Raw genomic sequence first — 20082 nt, forward strand, 5'->3', positions numbered from 1 at the left:
AGATAGTAAAGTGTGGGGTGGCAAAGCACCCCACCATCATCTTTTAGTCAACGAGAGGATAAACACCGTTTTCATCGTGCACTTCAGCGCCAGTAATCGGTGGGTTAAACACACACGCCATTACCATTTCTTTATTCTTATAAGCTCTCAAGTAGTGCTCATCGTGTTTATCAAGGATGTATAATGTACCTGGTTTGATTGGGTACGTTTCTCCACCTACAACTTCAATCTCACCTTCACCACTCATACAAAACACCGATTCAAGGTGGTTTTGATAGTGAATATGAGTTTCTGTATCTTCATAAATCGTTGTGATGTGGAAAGAGAAACCCATGTTGTCGTCTTTCAACAACATGCGGACACTTTCCCAGTTATCTGAAACAACACGTCGTTCGCTGTTGCGGCATTCATCTAGAGTTCTGACGATCATAATTAAAATCCTTATTAAGATGCTTGTTTGAAATGTTTCGCAGCGATAGTCTCTACTGCATTTTCAAAGATGCTTAGTCCTTGATCTAGCTCTGATTCGCTGATGGTTAGTGGACAGAAGAACTTCACAACTTCATCTTCTGGACCCGCTGTCTCTATCACCATTCCATTCTCGAAACAGTTTTTCGCAATTTCAGATGCCATGTCACCATTGATACATTCAATACCAACCATCATGCCGCGGCCTTTTTTCTGCACAAACATTTGTGGAAAGCGACGAACACAACGGTCAATAACTGCACTTACCTTGTCTGAACACTGCTTGATGTGTGTTTCAAAATCATCGTTTGCCCAGTAAATTTCTAGTGCTTTTGCAGCAGTAATAAAGGCGTGATTATTGCCACGGAACGTACCGTTATGCTCGCCAGGCTTCCACTGGTCAAGCTCAGGCTTAAGTAATACGACAGCCATCGGCAAACCGTAACCACCGATCGACTTCGATAGCGTCACGATATCCGGTTGGATACCTGACGGCTCAAAACTAAAGAAAGTACCGGTACGTCCACAACCTGCTTGAATGTCATCGACAATCACAAGAATGTCATTGGCTTTACAGATTTTGCTCAAACGTTGTAACCACTCGTTTGAAGCAGCATTTAAACCACCTTCACCCTGCACAGTTTCAAGAAGTACAGCGGCTGGTTTATCCATACCTGCAGAGTTATCATTTAGCATGGTTTCGAACAGCGCGAGACCATCTACGCCAGCGTAACCTTCAAATGGAATACGAGTGACGTTACTTAGGCTAGAGCCGTTACCTTGTCTGTGATGCTGGTTACCCGTTGCAGCCAGTGCGCCAGCAGTACAACCATGGAAACCGTTAGTAAACGCAACGACGCTGTCGCGGCCTTTTACTTTTTTAGCCAGCTTCAATGCCGCCTCAACAGCGTTAGTGCCTGTTGGGCCCGTAAACTGAACCTTGTAATCCAAGTTTCTTGGTTTAAGGATGTAAGTATCCAACGCTTCCAGAAACGATGCTTTCGCTTCTGAGTGCATATCCAAACCGTGAGTAATACCGTCCATTTCAATGTACTCAAGCAACGCTTGTTTTAGTACTGGATTGTTATGGCCGTAATTTAGAGATCCCGCTCCAGCAAGGAAGTCTAAGTATCGTTCACCTTGTTCTGTTTCTAGCCAGCAGCCTTTCGCTTTACGAAAAACGACCGGGAAATTGTTTGAATATGAGCGTACGTTGGATTCCTGCTTTTTGAAAATATCCATGATGAGACCGTTTTTAATTCCTATTGTTTGAGGATTATTTGAGAGGAATGCGATACAAATATTCTGTATCGTGTTTGCCTTTAAAGTGGGCTTCTTCATCCAAAAATGTGCTTACTTGGCCAGAATTGCCGTTCATCGCATCTAACTTTTTGAACAGTGCCCAAGAGGCTTTATTATCTTCCGTGATGGTAGTTTCTACCGATTTAACACCGCCTAATTCCTCTCGGGTGAGAAGTTCTTTCAACATGCGGAATGCTAAACCATGACCTCTAAAGCGAGGTGAGACTGCAACTTGCCAGACAAATAAAACGTCTTGCTCGTCTGGTTTCTGATAACCGGAAATGAAACCTGCGATTTCGCCTTTTTGCTCAACCAAAATACTGGTTTTGCTGAAATGCGTAGACTGTAGGAAATTGCAATAAGATGAGTTCATGTCCAATGGAGGACAGTCTGCAATCAAGCTGTAAATGTCGTCACCATCAGAGATTTTAGGCTCACGAAAAATCCATTTTTTACTTGAGTCTTCTCCAATCTCTGGATAAAGGACCCAAGGTGCTGATGTGATCATGTGAAAATACATATCCTTTGAGGTCTAATTAAATTTCCTTTTTATTATGGGCATTCCTCGCGACTAAAAATCAAATAATCCGCCTTTTTATCGGCATTTTTGTGATTTGCATCACAAAAATAAACCTATTAACCAAAAGTTAAAATAGTTTGAGGTCTAATTTATTAAATAGTCACCTAAATGCGCAGTACAAAAAACAACCAGAATAAGACCATTTTCCATGCTGTTCATTTCTCAGAAAAAATAGAAATCCAAAAAAAAAGCGGCATGCTTTCGCATACCGCTTTTATCAATAATTTAACTGCTGATACTAGTTATTTTGATTTCTTAGAAACCGCCTTTGGACGAGGTTCATCCATCAAACCTTTTATCAAAGATACCGTTGCAACAAGCAAAACAATAGTAAATGGTAAACCAGTCGTCACCGCCATTGCTTGAGCAGCAGCTAGACCACCACCCAACATCAATGCAATCGCAACCAAACCTTCAAACGTACACCAGAACACGCGTTGTGGCGTTGGTGCATCGACCTTACCGCCCGCAGCAATAGTATCAATAACCAGTGATCCTGAGTCAGAAGAGGTAATGAAGAACACCACGACTAAGATAATGCCGACAAAAGATGTTATCTCAGCCAATGGCATAACATCTAACATGGCAAAAAGTTTTAAAGGGAGTTCTGCGTTAAACACCGCCTCATAGCCATCATTAACGTATTGGCTAATTGCGTTACCGCCAAAAGCCGTCATCCATAACACACAAACTGAAGATGGGATAAGAATAACGCAAATAATAAACTCACGAACCGAACGACCGCGAGACACACGTGCGATGAACATACCCACAAATGGTGACCAAGAAATCCACCACGCCCAGTAAAACGCCGTCCAGCCTTGAGAGTAATTCACATCCTCTCGTCCAAATGGCATAGATAAGGCAGGGATATTAGCCACATAGGAAACGATGTTCTCGAAGAAACCAGTTAAAATCGCAATCGTCGGGCCAACAACAATAACAAATAGCAATAGCAGCGCTGCAAGACCCATGTTGATTTCAGATAAGATTTTCACGCCCTTATCGAGTCCAGCCACAACAGAGATTAAAGCGAGCGCAGTAATACCAATAATCAATATAACCTGCGTGGTATTGGTCATTGGGACATCAAACAGGAAGTTCAAACCCGTTGCGGCTTGAGACGCACCGTAGCCTAGCGATGTTGCTAAACCAAAAACCGTCGCTACCACTGCAAGAATATCGATAATATGACCAGTCCAACCCCATACACGCTCACCAAACAAAGGGTAAAAAATTGAGCGCATGGTGAGTGGCAAACCTTTGTTAAATGAAAAGATAGCCAGTCCAAGAGCCAAGAGCGCGTATATTGACCACGGATGAAGTGCCCAGTGGTAAATCGTCGCAGCCATCCCTAATGCCGAAGCTGCAGTTGCATCGCCCTCTGCACCACCTAGCGGTGCCCAGTCAGTACGTACACCATTCTCAACGCTCACGCCACCAATCGCAGAACTAAAATGGGACATCGGTTCTGATACACCGAAGAATACGAGACCAATGCCCATACCTGCAGCAAATAGCATTGCCAACCATCCGGCATAGGAGTAATCCGGTGTTGCTTCAGTACCACCGATTCGCACACGGCCCAATGGTGTGAAGATCAATCCGACACAGACAATGACAAAAATATTACCTGAAGCGAGAAAAAACCAGTCTAAATTGTGTAACAAACCCGCTCGTAGGTCTGCAAAAAACGGCTCTACCTGTTCTCGGAATAATAGTGTTATCACAACAAACATGACGATTGCTAAGCCAGAAATTGCAAAAACACGGTTGTGAATATCAAGGCCAAATGGGCCTACCTTTAGCGCAACGTTATCCTGACCAATTTGATAGTCAGTATCTATTGCGTTTACTTTTCCATCGGGGCGTTGAATGCCACCGTTATTATCGGTGCTCACGGATAATCTCCTTAAAAATACGTGACCAAGTTTAAATTACTTTCGTCGGAGTTCGAGTAATGAAACGTCTTCATCACTACCAAGCACATGTTCATAAAACATTGTTCTTATAAGCGGTTACTCAATCCGCCATCATAATCTTAAAGCCCCCTATCTCTCATTGCATTTTATTGTTTTCACCATAAATAACGCCTATTGCCAAACCGAAGATATTGGCATGTTTCGATTAAAGTGATACTGCAGTTGTGCTTGAAACAGCTCCGCAGTTGCTAACGCATCCGTCAGGGCATGGTGAGGTTGATAAGCAGGGAGGCCATATCTTTCACGAGCGTGCCCTAATCGTACAGAACCGGGTTTCTTGCCTTTCAACTTATTGATAAAACCTCTGCATTCACGGCGTTGTATCGCATACTCAATATCTAACGTATCAACAACAGGAAACTGTATCCCCTCTCCGATGCTATTTAGCAAGGCGTTATTAAAGAACTGCCTTTCAATGTTCTTGTAGTGAACAAGTACCACTTTGCCTGACAACGCATCCAATATTTCACCCAAGATCTGAGACAGCTGCGGCGCGTTTTTAACCTCAGAGTCAGTGATACCGTGAATAATGACAGACTCGTGGTTTAACTCTCTGTTTGGGTTAACGACCCAATGAGCAGAACCATTACATTGAACACGATCAATAGTGAACGGCACAAGTCCGATCGTGAGAATGACATCCTCTTCCGAGTTCAATCCTGTTGTCTCAAAGTCTACCGAGACAAATGGCACTTGTTCAATTGGTGTTTCCCCATTAACCATCGGTGTCGAATAGTAGCGTTTGAGCCTCTCGTCTTTCGCTTCTTTAGCTAGTTGTTTGAACAACATTGACCACTCTGGCGTCTGGGATGTATCCAACAACGGCTGTTCTTTTTCTACTTTTTTTGAGAACCACATTATTTGCTACTTCTCTGGTATCGAAACTTAATGAAGTTCTGAGCGTTACTTAGAATTTGAAATGCTGCTTTTAAGTTTCGACGTTCAAATTCAGACATGTTCTCCGGCTCAATATTGTTGTCTGGCTCTTCTCCATTTTCTATATCAAGGGCTTGGTGACGAATTCGAACCATGTAGATTAGCTCCATCGCATCCCTTAAATCCAAACCTCGACCTTTCGGTAAAATGCCAGCATCATTAATGTCATCTAAACGGTCGAAAGAGTTTTGCGATCGCGAACCGATTGCCAGAGAATGCACCCGTATTAAATCGGCCAACGGAGCCGTCCCCCTTCGCTTCAAGTTAATCGAGTTGCGATGACGACCATCTTTCTCCATCACAAAGTCTTTGAAAAAGCCCAGTGGAGGCGTCCTACGTATTGCGTTATACGCCATACAAGCAAGAAAGCGGTTATTTCTTTTCGCTCGTCTCACAATAAAGCTGCTTAATTGCTCCGCCCATTTCACTCGCCCATGCACACCGAGGAGATCAAAAAAGATATTACTATTTAACAATCTCTCAGGGGTTGGATTGTCTATCCAGTTTCCAAAGCATTCTTCCCATTCTGCACGAGTTTTTCGCCATTCTGGGTTGGTAGCCATAATGTCTCCAGTACAATAAGCATAGCCGCATGCCGCTAAACCATCACAAACAAATTTAGCAAACTTTTCAAAGTACTCTCCGTGAATCTCAACGTCATAACTGTTATCGAGAATAAGGGCGTTATCTTGATCCGTTACAATTAGCTGCTCATCCCTCGCCATTGAACCCATTGCGACTAAACAATAAGGAATGGGCGCTGGGCCGAACTCTTGCTCAGCTAATTCAGCGAGGCGTTGTTTGAAACTACTGCCTATAACCGACATGGCTCGACCAATCATGTGCGCGTTGGCATCTTCATTGACCATTCTTACGAAACAGTCTTTTACTTGTTCAGAAACCTGCTTGAGATCCTCGACACTGGTTTGCTGAAAAATAGAGCTCACTAGCAATAGGCTGTTCTGAGATTCGTAACGAACGATGTCCGTCATGCCAATAATTCCTATCGGCTTTTTATCTTTTAAAATTGGTAAATGATGTACGTTGTAACGCAACATGGTTAACATGGCCTCAAACACATAGGCGTTATAATCCAATGAAACCACGTCATAACTCATGACCTCACTCACTGGAATATTGGTATCAATACCTTGAGCTAGTACGCGAATGCAAAGATCGCGATCAGTCAATATTCCAAGCAGCTGTTCATCATCTTCTTCTGTGAGCTCCTCTGTCGGGCGAATAATGAGCAGAGAGGTGACATTTTCCTCTGCCATTAGTATCGCAGCTTCCTGAATTGAAGCCGTTGCCTCCAGAGTTACTGGATCTCTTGCTAAGATTTTACGTGCCTTAGCGGTGGTAAAGTCATTGCTTTCGGAGCGGCTAGATATTGCGCTTCGCAAACGCGCGCTATCTTCCAGTTCCATGTAGTCCGCAAAGTTTTCAAACTCATCACAAAGTTCATTGAAGATGTTTTCCGGAATGCAGTAAACGAGAGTGTCTTCTATCGCTTTGGCTGGCATACGTACGCGGTTGTTCATCAACAACCCCATCTGACCAAACAGTCCACCAGCATCAATCCTGTTGTAAAGTTCACCTTTACGTCGATAAATCTCTACCGCCCCACTTCTCACCATATACAAGTCGCGGATCGTATCTCCGAAGTTAAGGATTTTTGTTCCTTGCCGAAAGTATGCAACCTCGGCATTGAGAGCAATTTTTCTAAGCTGCTCTTCAGGTAGGTCATCAAAAGGTGGGTACTGGCTAATGAAATTGAGCACTTCTAACTGTTCGGCTTCCATTTTTTATTCCATACGTTGCCTAAACTACAGCGATAAATATCACCCTGAGTGAAATCAAGCAATAAATAAATCTAAGGATAACAGTACCTAACCGATTTCACAGGACCAAGCCTTAACCAAAAATTAGAGCTCTAACCTTTTTATATGTAGAGCTCTAAGCTATCACGGCTTATATCTATGCAAGTGAGTTGAGTTGAAATGTACAAAAAAATTCAAAATAAATTCAACCCTACGTCAGGGCAACGTTATGGCGGATAAAAACACATCTCAAGCAATTGTTTTAAATATAAAAAACAAGAGTTGAACAGACCTTGCTCAACTAATTCTCTATGCACAGCATAACTAGTTAACCAACCCCCTTTCATTGAAAGTTGAACTAAAATTAATTAGAGTACAAATCGTTAAACAGTTATAAACACACGAAAAAGGACAGATAACATGGATCCCATACTGGAAGTTAAGGGACTGTATAAAGTGTTTGGAGAAGACCCAGAGAGAGCCTTCTCGCTTATCGACAAAGGCGTCGATAAAGACGGTATTTTTGAACAGACAGGTTTAACAGTCGGCGTAAACGATGTATCTCTCACCATAAATGAAGGGGAAATTTTCGTAATCATGGGCCTTTCTGGCTCCGGGAAATCCACCCTTGTTCGACTTCTTAACCGGCTCATTGAGCCGACTAAAGGCAGTGTTTATCTCAAAGGAAGAGATATCGCCCACATCTCCGAAAATGAACTTCGAGAAGTTCGTCGTAATAATATCTCAATGGTGTTTCAAAGTTTCGCACTCATGCCACACATGACGGTGATTGAAAATGCCGCCTTTGGTTTAGAACTTGCCGGCATCGATGTTAATGAGCGTCAGAAAAGTGCCCTTTCCGCCCTAGAAAGAGTGGGTTTAGACCCTTATGCAGAATCTTTCCCTGACGAATTATCCGGTGGTATGAAACAGCGCGTTGGTTTAGCGAGAGCGTTAGCCTGTGATCCTGACATCCTATTAATGGACGAGGCGTTTTCCGCTTTAGACCCATTGATCCGTTCTGAGATGCAAGATGAGCTTATTCGTCTACAGAACGATGACAAACGCACAATTGTCTTCATTTCTCATGATTTGGATGAAGCAATGCGCATTGGCGACCGTATCGCCATCATGCAAAACGGTGAGGTTGTTCAGGTTGGTACACCTGATGAAATATTACACAGTCCAGCAAATGATTATGTCGAAGCGTTTTTCCGCGGCGTAAACATCGCAAGTGTCTTGACAGCAAAAGATATCGCGCGCAAGAAGCCAGCGGCTGTTTTTAAGAAATCGGAAAATGACGGTCCAGGCTCTGCGATGCAGATTCTGATGGATCACGACCGTGATTACGGTATTGTCGTCGATAAATCTAGCCGATATTCCGGCATCGTATCTCTTGATTCACTACGTTTGGCTCATAAAGAAAACCGTTCGTTAGCCAGTGCTCAATTACCGGATGAAGTTACTCTTCAGCCTGATCAGTCAATTAATGACATTTTGGGTCTGGTTGCTGGTGTTCCTTATGCCGTGCCTGTCGTAGATGAGAAAGGAACTTACTTTGGTGTCGTGACTAAATCACGTCTTCTACAAACACTAGATAAGGATTAACACGATGTCTTCAGAGCAAACTAACAATGATCCCTGGTCAAATACTGCTCCTACGCAAGATGATCCTTGGTCGCAAGGTACAGAGGCCGCGCCAAGTAATGATTGGCTCAACTCAGAAACTGTAGAGCAAGCGCCATTCGATATTATGAACCCATTCCAAGATGCGGTTTTACCCCTCGATAGCTGGGTAGAGTCCGGTTTGAACTGGCTGGTGGAACATGGTCGACCTGTTTTCCAAGCAATACGAGTTCCAATCGACTTTATTCTAACGTCGTTTGAAACTGCTTTGGTGTCTACACCTGCGCCTATAATGGTACTCATTTTATTTTTGCTAGCGTGGCAGTTTTCCAATGTAAAACTTGGTTTTTCTACTCTTGTATCCCTTGTTTTCATCGGCCTAATTGGTGCGTGGTCACAAGCGATGACAACGCTAGCACTGGTGTTAACCGCCGTTTTCTTCTGTTTGCTTATAGGGCTACCAATGGGGATATGGTTGGCAAGGAGCCAAACCGCTGCCAAATTTGTTAGGCCAATATTAGATGCAATGCAAACGACTCCCGCGTTCGTTTACCTTGTACCAATTGTTATGTTGTTTGGTATTGGTAACGTTCCTGGCGTAGTAGTAACGATCATTTTCGCCCTGCCTCCCGTTGTGCGCCTGACTATTTTGGGTATTCAGCAAGTACCTGAAGAGCTTATCGAAGCTGGCCACTCTTTCGGGGCAAACAAAAAACAGATGCTTTATCGCATCCAGTTACCGTTGGCGTTACCAACTATCATGGCAGGTGTAAACCAAACCTTAATGCTGTCACTTTCTATGGTAGTGATTGCTTCAATGATTGCTGTTGGCGGCTTAGGCCAAATGGTACTTCGTGGTATTGGCCGACTTGATATGGGTCTTGCTGCCGTTGGTGGCTTAGGCATCGTTATTCTTGCGATTTTGTTAGACCGTATCACCCAGGTGTTAGGGGTTAATGCGGGCAACACTAAACTTCGCTGGTATCACACAGGTCCTGTTTCATACCTATTAAAACTGAAAACAAAGACGAACCAAGACGATCTAAAACTTAGGAGAAACATCAATGAATAATTCATGGAAGAAAGCGCTCTCTGTTGGAGCTCTAAGTACTATCGCATTTTCAACTTATGGTGTGGCAAGTGAACTACCGGGTGAAGGTGTCACTGTTCAGCCTGTTCAATCAACCGTTGCAGAAGAAACATTTCAAACGTTGATCGTAAACCGCGCACTTGAAGAGCTTGGTTACGATGTTAAACCGACCAAAGAAGTGGACTACAACGTAGGCTACACCTCTATTGCTAAAGGTGATGCTACTTTCTTAGCGGTTGGTTGGTTCCCTCTTCACGCCGATAAGTACACGATGTCGGGCGGTGATGATAAGTTCTTCCGTAAAGGCCAATACGTAAGTGGTGCTGCGCAAGGTTATTTGATCGATAAGAAAACCGCGGAAAAATATAACATCACTAACATTGGTCAGTTAAAAGATCCAAAATTGGCGAAGCTATTCGATGCAAACGGCGATGGCAAAGCGGACTTAACTGGTTGTAACCCAGGTTGGGGGTGTGAAATGGTTGTTGAGCATCAGTTGGATGCTTTCAAACTTCGTGGCACAGTAACACACAACCAAGGTAACTACGCGGCGATTATCGCTGATACGATCTCACGTTACAAAAAAGGCGATCCGATTCTTTACTACACTTGGACACCGTACTGGGTAAGTGGCGTTTTAGTTCCAGGGAAAGATGTTGTGTGGTTAGAAGTGCCATTCTCTTCACTTCCTGGTGAGCGTAAGGACATTGATACGACACTAGAGAACGGTAAGAACTACGGCTTCGAGATGAACTCTATGCGCATCGTTGCCAATAAAGAGTTTACGGAAAAAAACCCTGCTGCTGCGAAGCTATTTGAAATCATCAAACTAAATATCAATGATGTTAGTGCTCAGAATATGATGATGAGCCAAGGTAAGAACAGCTCAGCGGACATCGAGTCTCATGTAAATGGTTGGATCAAAGCGAACCAGAAAAAGTTCGACGCATGGGTCGAAGAAGCGAAGAAAGCCGCAATGTAATCATGCCTTTATCAACCTCTAGAGCCAGTTGGTGTTATCAACTGGCTCTTTTTTTACACAAACGCCCCTCCCCCTTACATAGACATACCAACACTTACACTACTCGACCATAAACCCACATTATAATTCACGTTTATTTCACGCTTGCTTTGCTAAAAACAACACAACATAACAATTAAACTATTCGAATAAATATGAAAAACTTATCAAAGAGCTCTGTGTGGGGGCCTTTGCAGCCAATTGCTGCCTTTTCTTTGTTTTCGCTTCTATTTCTGTCTATCTCAAGAGTTTTGCTAGCTTTTTGGCAGATTGACCGTATTGACTCTCTAAACGACTTAATTTACATCCTAGGTCAAGGTTTGCGCGTAGATATTGCAACGCTTTGCTGGTTATTTATTCTTCCAGCACTGTTTTCAACCTTCATGCCATTAACCGGTAAGATGGGAGAGTGTTGGAAGCGAATATTACGCATATGGATGGTTTTAGGGCTTTGGGTGCTTGTATACATGGAGCTAGCAACAGCGCCATTCATTCAGGAATACGACCTACGTCCAAACCGCCTGTTTGTGGAATACTTAATCTACCCAAAAGAAGTCTTGAGTATGCTCTGGACTGGCTACAAATTAGAACTGTTTATTGGTGCGTTAGGTACAGTTTTAACCATCACTTTAGGTTGGAAGTGGAGTAAGAAACTGACCGATAAGGCGCAGCAGGTCAACTGGAAATGGCGACCACTATTGGCACTTTTCGTTGTTCTTTTTGGGGTTGCAGGTGCTCGCTCATCTTTAGGGCACCGCCCGCTAAATCCTGCTATGGTCGCCTTTTCTAACGATCCACTGCTTAACGACTTAGCACTGAACTCATCTTACTCATTGTTGTTTGCGGTTAATAGCATGAAGTCAGAAAAGAGTGCTGAGCAGTTCTACGGAAAAATGGACACTCAAAAGATGTTGGAATTAGTTCGCACTTCATCAACAAAGTCCGACTTCACCCCTTCATTACTCCCAACCATGAACAGTAACCCCGCGACTTACCAGGGTAAACATAAAAACTTAGTGATTTTGCTACAAGAAAGCTTAGGCGCCCAATTTGTCGGTGCTTTGGGTGGTTTACCTCTAACACCAAACCTTGATGAACTCATGAAGGAAGGTTGGCAGTTCACACAAATGTACGCCACTGGTACTCGTTCTGTTCGTGGAATTGAAGCCGTAACCACGGGCTTTCCTCCATCTCCGTCTCGCGCGGTAGTGAAGCTGAGTAAAAGCCAAACGGGTTTCTTTACCATCGCGGACTTACTGAAAGCTCAAGGCTATCACACGCAATTTATTTACGGCGGTGAAGCCAACTTTGACAACATGAAAACTTTCTTCTTTGGTAACGGTTTTGATCAAATAGTAGAAGAAGACGATTATAACAACCCAAGCTTTGTTGGCTCTTGGGGTGTTAGTGATGAAGATCTATATAACAAAGCAAACGAAGAGTTTGAACGCCTTTCAAAAAGCGACAAACCTTTTTTTAGCTTAGTTTTTACGTCAAGTAATCATAGCCCTTATGAGTATCCAAAAGGCAAAATTGAGCCATACGATTCAGAATATATGACGCGTAAGAACGCCGTTAAATATTCCGATTACGCTTTGGGTACTTTCTTTGAAAAGGCGAAAAAGTCATCTTATTGGGATGATACCATTTTCATTGTAATTGCAGATCATGATGCACGTGTTTCTGGCGCTAACCTTGTTCCAGTTAAGCACTTTCACATTCCAGCATTGATCCTTGGTAAAGGCATTCAACCACGTAAAGATGACCGCATAGCAAACAACATAGACATGCCGCCTACACTGTTATCTCTGATTGGGGTAGATGCTAAAACACCGATGATTGGTCGTGATTTAACGAAGCCACTGGCTCGCGAAGATGAACGCGCAATGATGCAATACGACAAAAACTTTGGTTATTTAACGCGCGACAATCTCGTTGTGCTTTCCCCTGGTGAAAAGATATCGACCCTGGCGTACGACTTTAAAGACCAAACCATGAAGCCGCTAGAGGTGGACGAGTCTATTATCGAGCGTGCAAAAGCAAACGCATTATTTGCATCTAAAGCGTATCAAAACAACTGGTATTCTTCCAAACACACTCATTAATACCAATGATTCCGCTGATAAAAAGGAGCTAAACGGCTCCTTTTTCTTATTCTGTCACTTACCTTCGAGAATGTTCTACTGACAACTCCTGTCGTTCCTTTCCGTTAGATTGCCCCTACTACTTCTAATTGATTAAGGAACAAAACCATGCTGACTATCAATTCATTCGTTCTCTACGTTGAGGACATCCACATAAGCCAAGTTTTTTATTCGAAACTGTTCGAACGCAAAGTCACGCAGTTGTCTCCAACCTTTGCCGCTATTCCAATGACCGAAGGCTTAACGTTGACACTCAAGCAAAGAGATAATCTTTCACCCCACAGCGGAATTAGAGGTGGTGGCACCGAGCTGTCTTTATCAGTGCCCAACAGGCATACGTTAGAGCGCATTTACAAGCGCTGGAAAGACCTAGGTGTTGAGTTTGTTCAACCACCAGCGACATCAGTGTATGGGTTAAATTTTATGGCTATCGATCCAGATAAGCATCGCATTCGTGTTTTCATAAATGAATAAAAATGCGTTAAAAATGCTTTTTACCCATTCCCAATGTGACTTCAATAAATTAGACTCAAGGAAACATTAAAAGCGGCGTAGTAATAAGAAGGAATGCCCATGATCTCAAGTATGATCCTTAGCGAATCCCTAATCGAGAGCGGAAGAGATATCCCCCTCAAAGAACTGCTTTATGCAAAGCGCGTGCTGGATAACTACATGGCAGTAGCCAAAGAAAGTAGCCCGCTTGAGCTATTAACTGAGATGAAATCGGCAGCAAAGCAAGTAGAATACTTTACAACGACGAGTAACCCGTGTGAGGCTCGTAATGTCATCAGTCAGATGATTGATAAAATCGACACCGCGGAATCTTTTGATTCGTTCAAAGCATTAGCAGGTAAGCCATCTCAAGCACTCAATGAACTAATTGAAGATCGAGCTCAGCTGATTAAACACGAACGAGAGCTCCTGCTCGCCTCAGGCTATGACGCCTCACGAATCTAATATACGAGCAGCCTTAAAGTCATAGCTAACAAAGAAAAAGGAGCTCTTAAAGAGCTCCTTTTGCTTTTCAAAAATCGGATACAAAAGACTTAAAGGCCGATATCTTCCGTTATTGCTTTGATTTGTTTGAGGTCCATTTTATAGACTTCAATCATTTGATCGACCTGACTTAGTCGTGAATTAGCTTCGTCATGTTTATCACACGCGTCCGACTTCACGTCCCAAGATTTGCCTTCTAAAAATACGTCACACTCTTTCTTGAGTTTCTCAATCTTAGGTAATAATTTTGACCGTTCTTTCTCGAGAGACTCTAATTCTTGCGAAATTTTTAGCTCTTTCTGGAATACTTCGCGGGACCGCTCAAACATAGTCGCTTGCATATCCGCTTGACGACTCAACTTCTCATTTTCTGACTTCGTCGTGTTGATCTTATCTGCCTGCTGCTTCAATTGAGACTCTAGTGACAAGTTAACCTTCTCGACCTCAGTCAATTGCTTTTGCAACTTCTTAAGTGCTTTCTGATGAGCTTCATCTTTCGCGGCGAGTAACTCACTAACTTGGTTTTGTATTTCTTGGTCGAGCGCCTCTTCACGCACTTTTACTTGAGATGCCAACTGGGTTTTATCTTGCGTTAGTGCTTGATACTTTTCTTCTAATACGTGGTAAGTCGATTCCCACTTGTTCGCAGTGACAACCGATCCAACAAGGCCACCAAATGCCAAGCCTAACACCGCAGCGATTGCGATATAGATATGCGTACGTTTGTCACGCTCTTCAATGACAACTACGTCGTCTTGCTCTTCCATTTTGTTCTGAGAACTCACCGTATACTACTCCAAGGACTCTTTTACTTTGCTAGCGGATCAATTCCGCAAACATAATTGATGCTGTATAAATCAGAAATGCGCCAATTAATGTTATAACGGTCGCTTTTTGGACTTTTTCATTGGTTCGATAACGAAACAGCACAAATGCTACTGCAATCAACACCGCAATGGCTAATAATCTGGTCATACCGCCTCCTTGTCCACTCATGAAAAACTGCCTAGGTCCGTAGACTGTTTCACAAAGATTCATTGTAACCCATTTATACGTACCATAAGGTCAACTTAGCGTAGATTTTAAAATAAGTGCTCCGATTTTAATCAATTTTGTGTCCTTAATTGAATAACTTATGTCGTAACGATCGAAACACATTTATCGTTCTGAAGTGTTTTTGGGTTCCATTCCCTAACCCAATAAATTTTATTTATGCCGTGACTCGCACAAAAAGATTGGCAAACATACCTTCATGAAAATAGATAAGGTTATTTCATTGAAAATAAATTGACATAGGGTGTTGAAATGGACCAAAAACATGATAGAGTTCACACGTTAATGATGACCAGCATCATTAACTAACCTTTACTCATTTAATTGAGTAATTGTTCCGATGAAGACTGCAGGAGAGTGGTTATTAATCAAATTTTAACATTTGATTAGCATAACTCGCCGAAGAATTAACTATTTCAGGTGCTACCTAGGTAGCGGGGACTGTAGTTGGAGGAACCTCTGGAGAGAACCGTTAAATCGGTCGCCGAAGGAGCAAGTCTTGCACTCACGCAAGGTGAAACTCTCAGGCAAAAGGACAGAGGAGTGGAAAGTTACAACCTAACTATTTTGCTTGGCCTTCCCGCCTACAGCCAATAGCTTAGTTCTTTTAGAGATCGTTGATCTCGTCCTTTCCCTCTTCTCCTTATTAGTTGTTTTATTAAGGGGAAATCATGAACAACCTACAATCTTTACTACAAACCATCGATAATTTTGTCTGGGGTCCACCGCTGCTTATTTTGCTAGTGGGTACAGGTGTTTACTTCACTTTTAGCCTTGGCTTGATCCAGTTTAAACACCTCCCAACAGCGCTAGCGATGGTATTCAGTAAAGATAAGTCATCTAATACTCAAGGTGACGTTTCTAGCTTTGCAGCTCTTTGTACTGCACTCTCAGCAACAATTGGTACTGGTAACATTGTTGGTGTTGCCACAGCAATCAAACTCGGTGGACCAGGCGCTCTATTCTGGATGTGGCTCGCTGCCCTTTTCGGAATGGCGACTAAATACGCCGAATGTTTGTTGGCGGTTAAGTACCGAAGAGTCGATGATAAAGGCCAAATGATTGGTGGCCCAATGTATTACTTGCAATACGGTGTTGGCTCAAAAGCTCTCGCGATCATGTTTGCAGTGTTTGCTTTAGGTGTTGCTTGTTTTGGTATCGGTACGTTTCCACAAGTAAACGCGATTCTGGATGCAAGTGAGATATCTCTTGGTATTAACCGTGAGCTATCTGCCTTTGTACTAACTCTTTTGGTTGCTTTCGTAACTTTGGGTGGCATCAAATCCATTGCTAACGTTGCAGGAAAAGTGGTTCCTACCATGGCTGTATTTTATGTGTTGGCGTGTTTAAGCGTGATCATCATGAATGCAGACCAATTGTTCAATGCCGTTGAATTAGTGCTGGTTTCAGCCTTTACATCAACAGCAGCGACTGGTGGTTTTCTAGGTGCAAGCATCATGTTGGCAATCCAATCAGGTATCGCTCGCGGTGTGTTCTCAAATGAATCAGGTTTGGGTAGCGCGCCTATGGCAGCAGCAGCAGCGAAGACAGACTCTTGTGTTAAACAAGGCCTAATTTCAATGACGGGTACCTTTTTCGATACCATCATTATTTGTACCATGACAGGCCTTGCTCTAATCCTGACCGGTGCATGGCAAAGTGACCTAGCAGGCGCCGCGATGACGACTCATGCTTTTGCGGTGGGTTTAAATGCAGATACATTTGGCCCTATGCTCGTCTCAATCGGTTTGATGTTCTTCGCTTTTACCACCATTCTTGGTTGGAACTACTACGGTGAGCGTTGCGTTGTGTTCCTGTTCGGAACTAAAGCTGTGCTTCCATACAAACTGATTTTCGTTGGCTTGGTGGCATCTGGTGCATTCCTTCACCTCGATATGATTTGGCTACTGGCTGATATCGTAAACGGTCTGATGGCAATTCCTAACCTGATTGGTTTGATCGCACTGCGTCACGTCGTACTGGCAGAAACCAAACTGTTCTTTAGCTCAACATCGCAATCAGGTGAAGTTGAAGCAGTGAAAGCTTAGTGAAATGACAGCTGTTCGGTCACAAACTACCAGTAACGGAGAGCAAAGCACATTAGAAATGGTAAAAACATAAAGCCCGCTATTATTTAGCGGGCTTTATTTATCTTCGGTTAAATGGTTAATCTCTCAACCATTGATGCTCAACGTTTTCTCCACGTTCTTCAAAAAACTTCGCATTTTTTTGCTTGAATTGATCCGCTTTCAACTCTGATAGCGGCCAGTCTAAAAATGCTTCTGTTACAAACGAGTCGCCGACACCAACCTCAATCGATTCCAGATGTTTCCCGATGTAGCGATAAAAGTAGCCTTGCCCAAACGCATCGCACACCATAGGTACATGCCTGACACGTTGATGATTGACAGAGACCGAAGCCCAAGTCGTCGTTTTAGGTTCACAGGTTTGCTCTTTTACAACGTCGACCTCAAATTTATTGTCCATAGTTGTCGAAACAAAAACGACAATAGCGTCATGCAAATACACACGCCTGAGCAATAACTGTTTAGTGTCTTGAGTTCGCGTTTGTTGTATTCCATTAGCAAAAGGCTCGAAGTAGCCCCAGTGCCAAGACCAGATCATGCCGCGTTGCGCAAACTGTACTTGTGGCCACGTATGCCAAGCAACAGCGGCACCTATCCCCACAATAAATACAGCGAGTAGTATCAACAATCGATAAATATTACGCATTAAACGGGTTTTTCAATTAATAACTTCACACCAAGTGCGACTAATACTGCGCCCGTCGCGCCTTCCATCCACTTCATAAAGCTTGCATTCTTTAGTAGATTTTTAGCCGAGTTAAGCGCGCCAGCTAAACCACACTGCCAAACCATCGCAATAGCAAAGTGTACAGATGCCATCATCATTGATTGAAGCAAGGGTGAACCTTCTGGATTCACAAACTGTGGTAAGAAAGCCAAATAGAAGACCGCCGTTTTCGGGTTCAAGACGTTAGAAAGAAAGCCCTCTCTAAAAGAGCGCTTACCATTAAACACTTCGTGAATCTGCTCGGTCACGGTCAATCCATCTTTCGACGACATTAGCGCTTTTAAACTGCTCAAACCAAGCCAGATAAGATAAGCTGCGCCAATCATTTTTACGATTTGGAACAACTCTGCTGATTGCGCAAGAATCGCCGAGATACCAACCGCAGAAAAAAAAGCATGTACGAATAAGCCAAAGCAAATCCCTAGACTGGTTGTACATCCATCTTTTAGGCCCGAGCGGCTAGTGTTACGGATAACAAGTGCAGTATCTAAACCTGGCGTTAACGTTAAAATCGTAATGGCAATAATAAATGCCTCGAAATTCAAAATATCCATATTATCGTGATAATTAATTGTCAATCCTTCATCAATACCGCCAATCCACAAGATTCGCAAGCTTCTTTTTTAAGAGAGCTATACAACTGGGTGAGTTTATGGACAATGGGTTGGAGTTAATTGTTAATTATTAGTAAATTAACGCAGGTTGCTTAGTGCAACACCATATGAAGGACCCGTTATCGGGTGTTTAGGGAAAGAACAAAAGAATAAGAGTAGTCACATGAACGCATTTACAAAACTCGTTGAACATTCCAAAAAAGTGGCAAATTTTGAGCATCTATCTGCCATCATAGATTGGGATCAAGCGGCGGTCATGCCACCTGGTGGCGCTGAAGCACGCTCGAATGCCACGGCAGAGCTTGATGTACATATCCATTCTTTAATGACTCAACCGCACTTGGGAGAGCTTTTCGCTCAGGCAGAAGAAGACACGCTGTCTACAAAAGAAAAATCTATCCTAAGAGAAATGAAGCGTGGGTGGCAGCAAGCTAACTTACTACCAGAATCATTAGTTCAAGCTCAATCTCTTGCTGGCTCCAAATGTGAACATGCATGGCGTACACAACGTGGAGAAAATGACTGGGCTGGTTTTGAAAAGAACTGGGCTGAAGTAGTAAAGCTATCGCAGGAAGAAGCGCAAATTAGAGCCGAAGCAAATGGCACGACTCCTTATGATGCCATGCTCGATGTTTATGAACCTGGCACAACGTCTGCGTCGTTAGACATTCTTTTTGCTGACGTGAAAACCTGGCTTCCTACTTTGATCGATGAAGCGCTTGAAAAACAACAATCAGACAACATCTTATTGCCAACTGCACACTACCCTGCGGAAAAGCAAAAAGCGCTCGGTTTGGAAGTCATGAAGCTACTTCAATTCGATTTTGAACACGGTCGACTTGATGAGAGTACCCACCCATTTTGTGGCGGTGTACCGACAGATGTACGTATTACGACACGTTATAATGAAAACGAGTTTGTCCAATCATTGATGGGGATTGTCCACGAAACTGGCCATGCTCGATACGAGCAAGGGCTACCAAAAGATTTATCAGGAACACCCGCGGGAGAAGCTCGCTCTATGGGTATTCATGAATCACAATCACTCTTCTTTGAAATGCAAATAGGACGAAGCAGCGCGTTTATCGATCACCTCGCTCGACTGGCTTCTAACCATTTTTCTGGTAGTGAATTCGAAAAAGACAATTTAGCCAAAATTTACACTCGCGTAGAAAAAGGCTTTATTCGCGTAGATGCTGACGAACTTACATATCCTGCTCACGTTATTCTTCGATATGAAATTGAGCGAGATCTCATGAACGGCGTCATCAAACATACAGATGTACCAGAACTCTGGAACGAAAAGATGAAAGCGTACTTGGGGCTATCAACCGAAGGAAACTTCAAAAATGGCTGTATGCAAGATATCCATTGGACAGACGGAAGTTTTGGCTATTTCCCGTCCTACACGCTCGGTGCGATGTACGCTGCACAATTTATGGCAGCAATGAAACAAACCGTCGATGTAGATGCGGTTATTCGTTCTGGCGACTTAGCTCCGATATTCAATTGGCTCTCGGAAAACATCTGGAGTAAAGGGAGCTTATTCACCACTGATGAGTTGGTAAAACAAGCCACGGGTGAAACACTGAATGCTAAACACTTTCAAGCTCACCTAAAAGATCGCTACTTATAA

Annotated in this window: 18 protein-coding genes and 1 riboswitch; of the genes, 8 read left to right on the top strand and 10 right to left on the bottom strand. The window is 43.1% G+C overall.

Features of this window, described 5'->3' with window-relative positions; genetic code table 11:
* Positions 1 to 43: 43 nt before the first annotated feature.
* The 6 genes from R7E51_RS02485 to R7E51_RS02510 form a co-directional block, all read right to left on the bottom strand.
* Complete coding sequence (locus R7E51_RS02485) at positions 44 to 430, bottom strand: ectoine synthase (RefSeq protein ID WP_005377769.1); 387 nt, start codon at positions 428 to 430, stop codon at positions 44 to 46.
* Between the two features lie 14 nt (positions 431 to 444).
* Positions 445 to 1710, bottom strand: a complete 1266-nt coding sequence (ectB, locus tag R7E51_RS02490) for a diaminobutyrate--2-oxoglutarate transaminase (RefSeq protein WP_025766718.1) — start codon at positions 1708 to 1710, stop codon at positions 445 to 447.
* Positions 1711 to 1744: 34 nt separating this feature from the next.
* Complete coding sequence (gene ectA / locus R7E51_RS02495) at positions 1745 to 2278, bottom strand: diaminobutyrate acetyltransferase (protein WP_005393379.1); 534 nt, start codon at positions 2276 to 2278, stop codon at positions 1745 to 1747.
* A gap of 314 nt (positions 2279 to 2592) precedes the next feature.
* The gene (locus R7E51_RS02500) at positions 2593 to 4251 is read right to left on the bottom strand and encodes a BCCT family transporter (protein WP_005377772.1); all 1659 of its coding nucleotides are present in this window, start codon (positions 4249 to 4251) and stop codon (positions 2593 to 2595) included.
* 192 nt (positions 4252 to 4443) lie between these two features.
* Positions 4444 to 5190, bottom strand: a complete 747-nt coding sequence (locus tag R7E51_RS02505; protein ID WP_017820938.1) for a 3'-5' exonuclease — start codon at positions 5188 to 5190, stop codon at positions 4444 to 4446.
* Positions 5190 to 7070: a DUF294 nucleotidyltransferase-like domain-containing protein gene (locus R7E51_RS02510; protein ID WP_005377775.1), complete on the bottom strand. Its 1881-nt coding sequence runs from the start codon at positions 7068 to 7070 to the stop codon at positions 5190 to 5192. The genes R7E51_RS02505 and R7E51_RS02510 overlap by 1 nt, the downstream gene beginning before the upstream one ends.
* A gap of 438 nt (positions 7071 to 7508) precedes the next feature.
* Between R7E51_RS02510 and proV the strand changes: the two genes are divergently transcribed.
* The 6 genes from proV to R7E51_RS02540 all read left to right on the top strand — a co-directional run bounded on the left by proV (position 7509) and on the right by R7E51_RS02540 (position 13926).
* Complete coding sequence (gene proV, locus R7E51_RS02515; protein ID WP_005377777.1) at positions 7509 to 8696, top strand: glycine betaine/L-proline ABC transporter ATP-binding protein ProV; 1188 nt, start codon at positions 7509 to 7511, stop codon at positions 8694 to 8696.
* Between the two features lie 4 nt (positions 8697 to 8700).
* The gene (gene proW / locus R7E51_RS02520; protein WP_017820937.1) at positions 8701 to 9786 is read left to right on the top strand and encodes a glycine betaine/L-proline ABC transporter permease ProW; all 1086 of its coding nucleotides are present in this window, start codon (positions 8701 to 8703) and stop codon (positions 9784 to 9786) included.
* On the top strand, positions 9779 to 10786 hold the full coding sequence (proX, locus tag R7E51_RS02525) for a glycine betaine/L-proline ABC transporter substrate-binding protein ProX (protein ID WP_005377779.1): 1008 nt from the start codon (positions 9779 to 9781) through the stop codon (positions 10784 to 10786). Before proW ends, proX begins: the two co-directional genes overlap by 8 nt.
* A 194-nt stretch (positions 10787 to 10980) precedes the next feature.
* Positions 10981 to 12930: an LTA synthase family protein gene (locus R7E51_RS02530; RefSeq protein WP_005377780.1), complete on the top strand. Its 1950-nt coding sequence runs from the start codon at positions 10981 to 10983 to the stop codon at positions 12928 to 12930.
* A gap of 147 nt (positions 12931 to 13077) precedes the next feature.
* Complete coding sequence (locus tag R7E51_RS02535) at positions 13078 to 13443, top strand: VOC family protein (RefSeq protein WP_017820936.1); 366 nt, start codon at positions 13078 to 13080, stop codon at positions 13441 to 13443.
* Positions 13444 to 13542: 99 nt separating this feature from the next.
* Positions 13543 to 13926, top strand: coding sequence for a hypothetical protein (locus R7E51_RS02540; protein ID WP_017820935.1), 384 nt, complete (start codon positions 13543 to 13545; stop codon positions 13924 to 13926).
* Positions 13927 to 14015: 89 nt separating this feature from the next.
* Here R7E51_RS02540 and R7E51_RS02545 read toward each other — a convergent pair whose 3' ends face one another.
* Positions 14016 to 14750, bottom strand: a complete 735-nt coding sequence (locus R7E51_RS02545; RefSeq protein WP_017820934.1) for a chromosome segregation ATPase — start codon at positions 14748 to 14750, stop codon at positions 14016 to 14018.
* Between the two features lie 31 nt (positions 14751 to 14781).
* Positions 14782 to 14940, bottom strand: coding sequence for a hypothetical protein (locus tag R7E51_RS02550; RefSeq protein ID WP_005377784.1), 159 nt, complete (start codon positions 14938 to 14940; stop codon positions 14782 to 14784).
* Positions 14941 to 15467: 527 nt separating this feature from the next.
* Positions 15468 to 15567: riboswitch (glycine riboswitch) on the top strand.
* A 122-nt stretch (positions 15568 to 15689) separates the two neighbouring features.
* Here R7E51_RS02550 and R7E51_RS02555 point away from each other — a divergent pair.
* Positions 15690 to 17066: an alanine/glycine:cation symporter family protein gene (locus R7E51_RS02555; RefSeq protein ID WP_206957277.1), complete on the top strand. Its 1377-nt coding sequence runs from the start codon at positions 15690 to 15692 to the stop codon at positions 17064 to 17066.
* A gap of 118 nt (positions 17067 to 17184) precedes the next feature.
* Here the strand turns inward: R7E51_RS02555 and R7E51_RS02560 are convergent, their stop codons facing one another.
* Together R7E51_RS02560 and R7E51_RS02565 are read right to left on the bottom strand one after the other, a co-directional pair.
* Positions 17185 to 17751, bottom strand: coding sequence for a hypothetical protein (locus R7E51_RS02560; RefSeq protein WP_005385713.1), 567 nt, complete (start codon positions 17749 to 17751; stop codon positions 17185 to 17187).
* Positions 17751 to 18386 carry a LysE family translocator gene (locus tag R7E51_RS02565; protein ID WP_017820932.1) on the bottom strand — a complete coding sequence of 212 codons (636 nt, stop codon included), beginning with the start codon at positions 18384 to 18386 and terminating at the stop codon, positions 17751 to 17753. The genes R7E51_RS02560 and R7E51_RS02565 overlap by 1 nt, the downstream gene beginning before the upstream one ends.
* Before the next feature lie 223 nt (positions 18387 to 18609).
* Between R7E51_RS02565 and R7E51_RS02570 the strand changes: the two genes are divergently transcribed.
* Complete coding sequence (locus tag R7E51_RS02570) at positions 18610 to 20082, top strand: carboxypeptidase M32 (protein WP_017820931.1); 1473 nt, start codon at positions 18610 to 18612, stop codon at positions 20080 to 20082.

It is taken from the genome of Vibrio sp. Vb1166, from assembly GCF_033338695.1.
In the GTDB taxonomy this organism is placed as follows: Bacteria; Pseudomonadota; Gammaproteobacteria; order Enterobacterales; family Vibrionaceae; genus Vibrio; species Vibrio alginolyticus.

Bases quoted from the DNA above. Each gene is read 5' to 3' on its own strand.
- R7E51_RS02540 (WP_017820935.1), top strand. From the start codon at position 13,543: ATGATCTCAAGTATGATCCTTAGCGAATCCCTAATCGAGAGCGGAAGA.
- R7E51_RS02560 (WP_005385713.1), bottom strand. From the start codon at position 17,751: ATGCGTAATATTTATCGATTGTTGATACTACTCGCTGTATTTATTGTG.
- proV (WP_005377777.1), top strand. From the start codon at position 7,509: ATGGATCCCATACTGGAAGTTAAGGGACTGTATAAAGTGTTTGGAGAA.
- proX (WP_005377779.1), top strand. From the start codon at position 9,779: ATGAATAATTCATGGAAGAAAGCGCTCTCTGTTGGAGCTCTAAGTACT.
- R7E51_RS02550 (WP_005377784.1), bottom strand. From the start codon at position 14,940: ATGACCAGATTATTAGCCATTGCGGTGTTGATTGCAGTAGCATTTGTG.
- R7E51_RS02535 (WP_017820936.1), top strand. From the start codon at position 13,078: ATGCTGACTATCAATTCATTCGTTCTCTACGTTGAGGACATCCACATA.
- R7E51_RS02485 (WP_005377769.1), bottom strand. From the start codon at position 430: ATGATCGTCAGAACTCTAGATGAATGCCGCAACAGCGAACGACGTGTT.
- R7E51_RS02505 (WP_017820938.1), bottom strand. From the start codon at position 5,190: ATGTGGTTCTCAAAAAAAGTAGAAAAAGAACAGCCGTTGTTGGATACA.
- R7E51_RS02510 (WP_005377775.1), bottom strand. From the start codon at position 7,070: ATGGAAGCCGAACAGTTAGAAGTGCTCAATTTCATTAGCCAGTACCCA.
- R7E51_RS02565 (WP_017820932.1), bottom strand. From the start codon at position 18,386: ATGGATATTTTGAATTTCGAGGCATTTATTATTGCCATTACGATTTTA.
- proW (WP_017820937.1), top strand. From the start codon at position 8,701: ATGTCTTCAGAGCAAACTAACAATGATCCCTGGTCAAATACTGCTCCT.
- R7E51_RS02530 (WP_005377780.1), top strand. From the start codon at position 10,981: ATGAAAAACTTATCAAAGAGCTCTGTGTGGGGGCCTTTGCAGCCAATT.
- ectB (WP_025766718.1), bottom strand. From the start codon at position 1,710: ATGGATATTTTCAAAAAGCAGGAATCCAACGTACGCTCATATTCAAAC.
- R7E51_RS02555 (WP_206957277.1), top strand. From the start codon at position 15,690: ATGAACAACCTACAATCTTTACTACAAACCATCGATAATTTTGTCTGG.
- R7E51_RS02570 (WP_017820931.1), top strand. From the start codon at position 18,610: ATGAACGCATTTACAAAACTCGTTGAACATTCCAAAAAAGTGGCAAAT.
- ectA (WP_005393379.1), bottom strand. From the start codon at position 2,278: ATGATCACATCAGCACCTTGGGTCCTTTATCCAGAGATTGGAGAAGAC.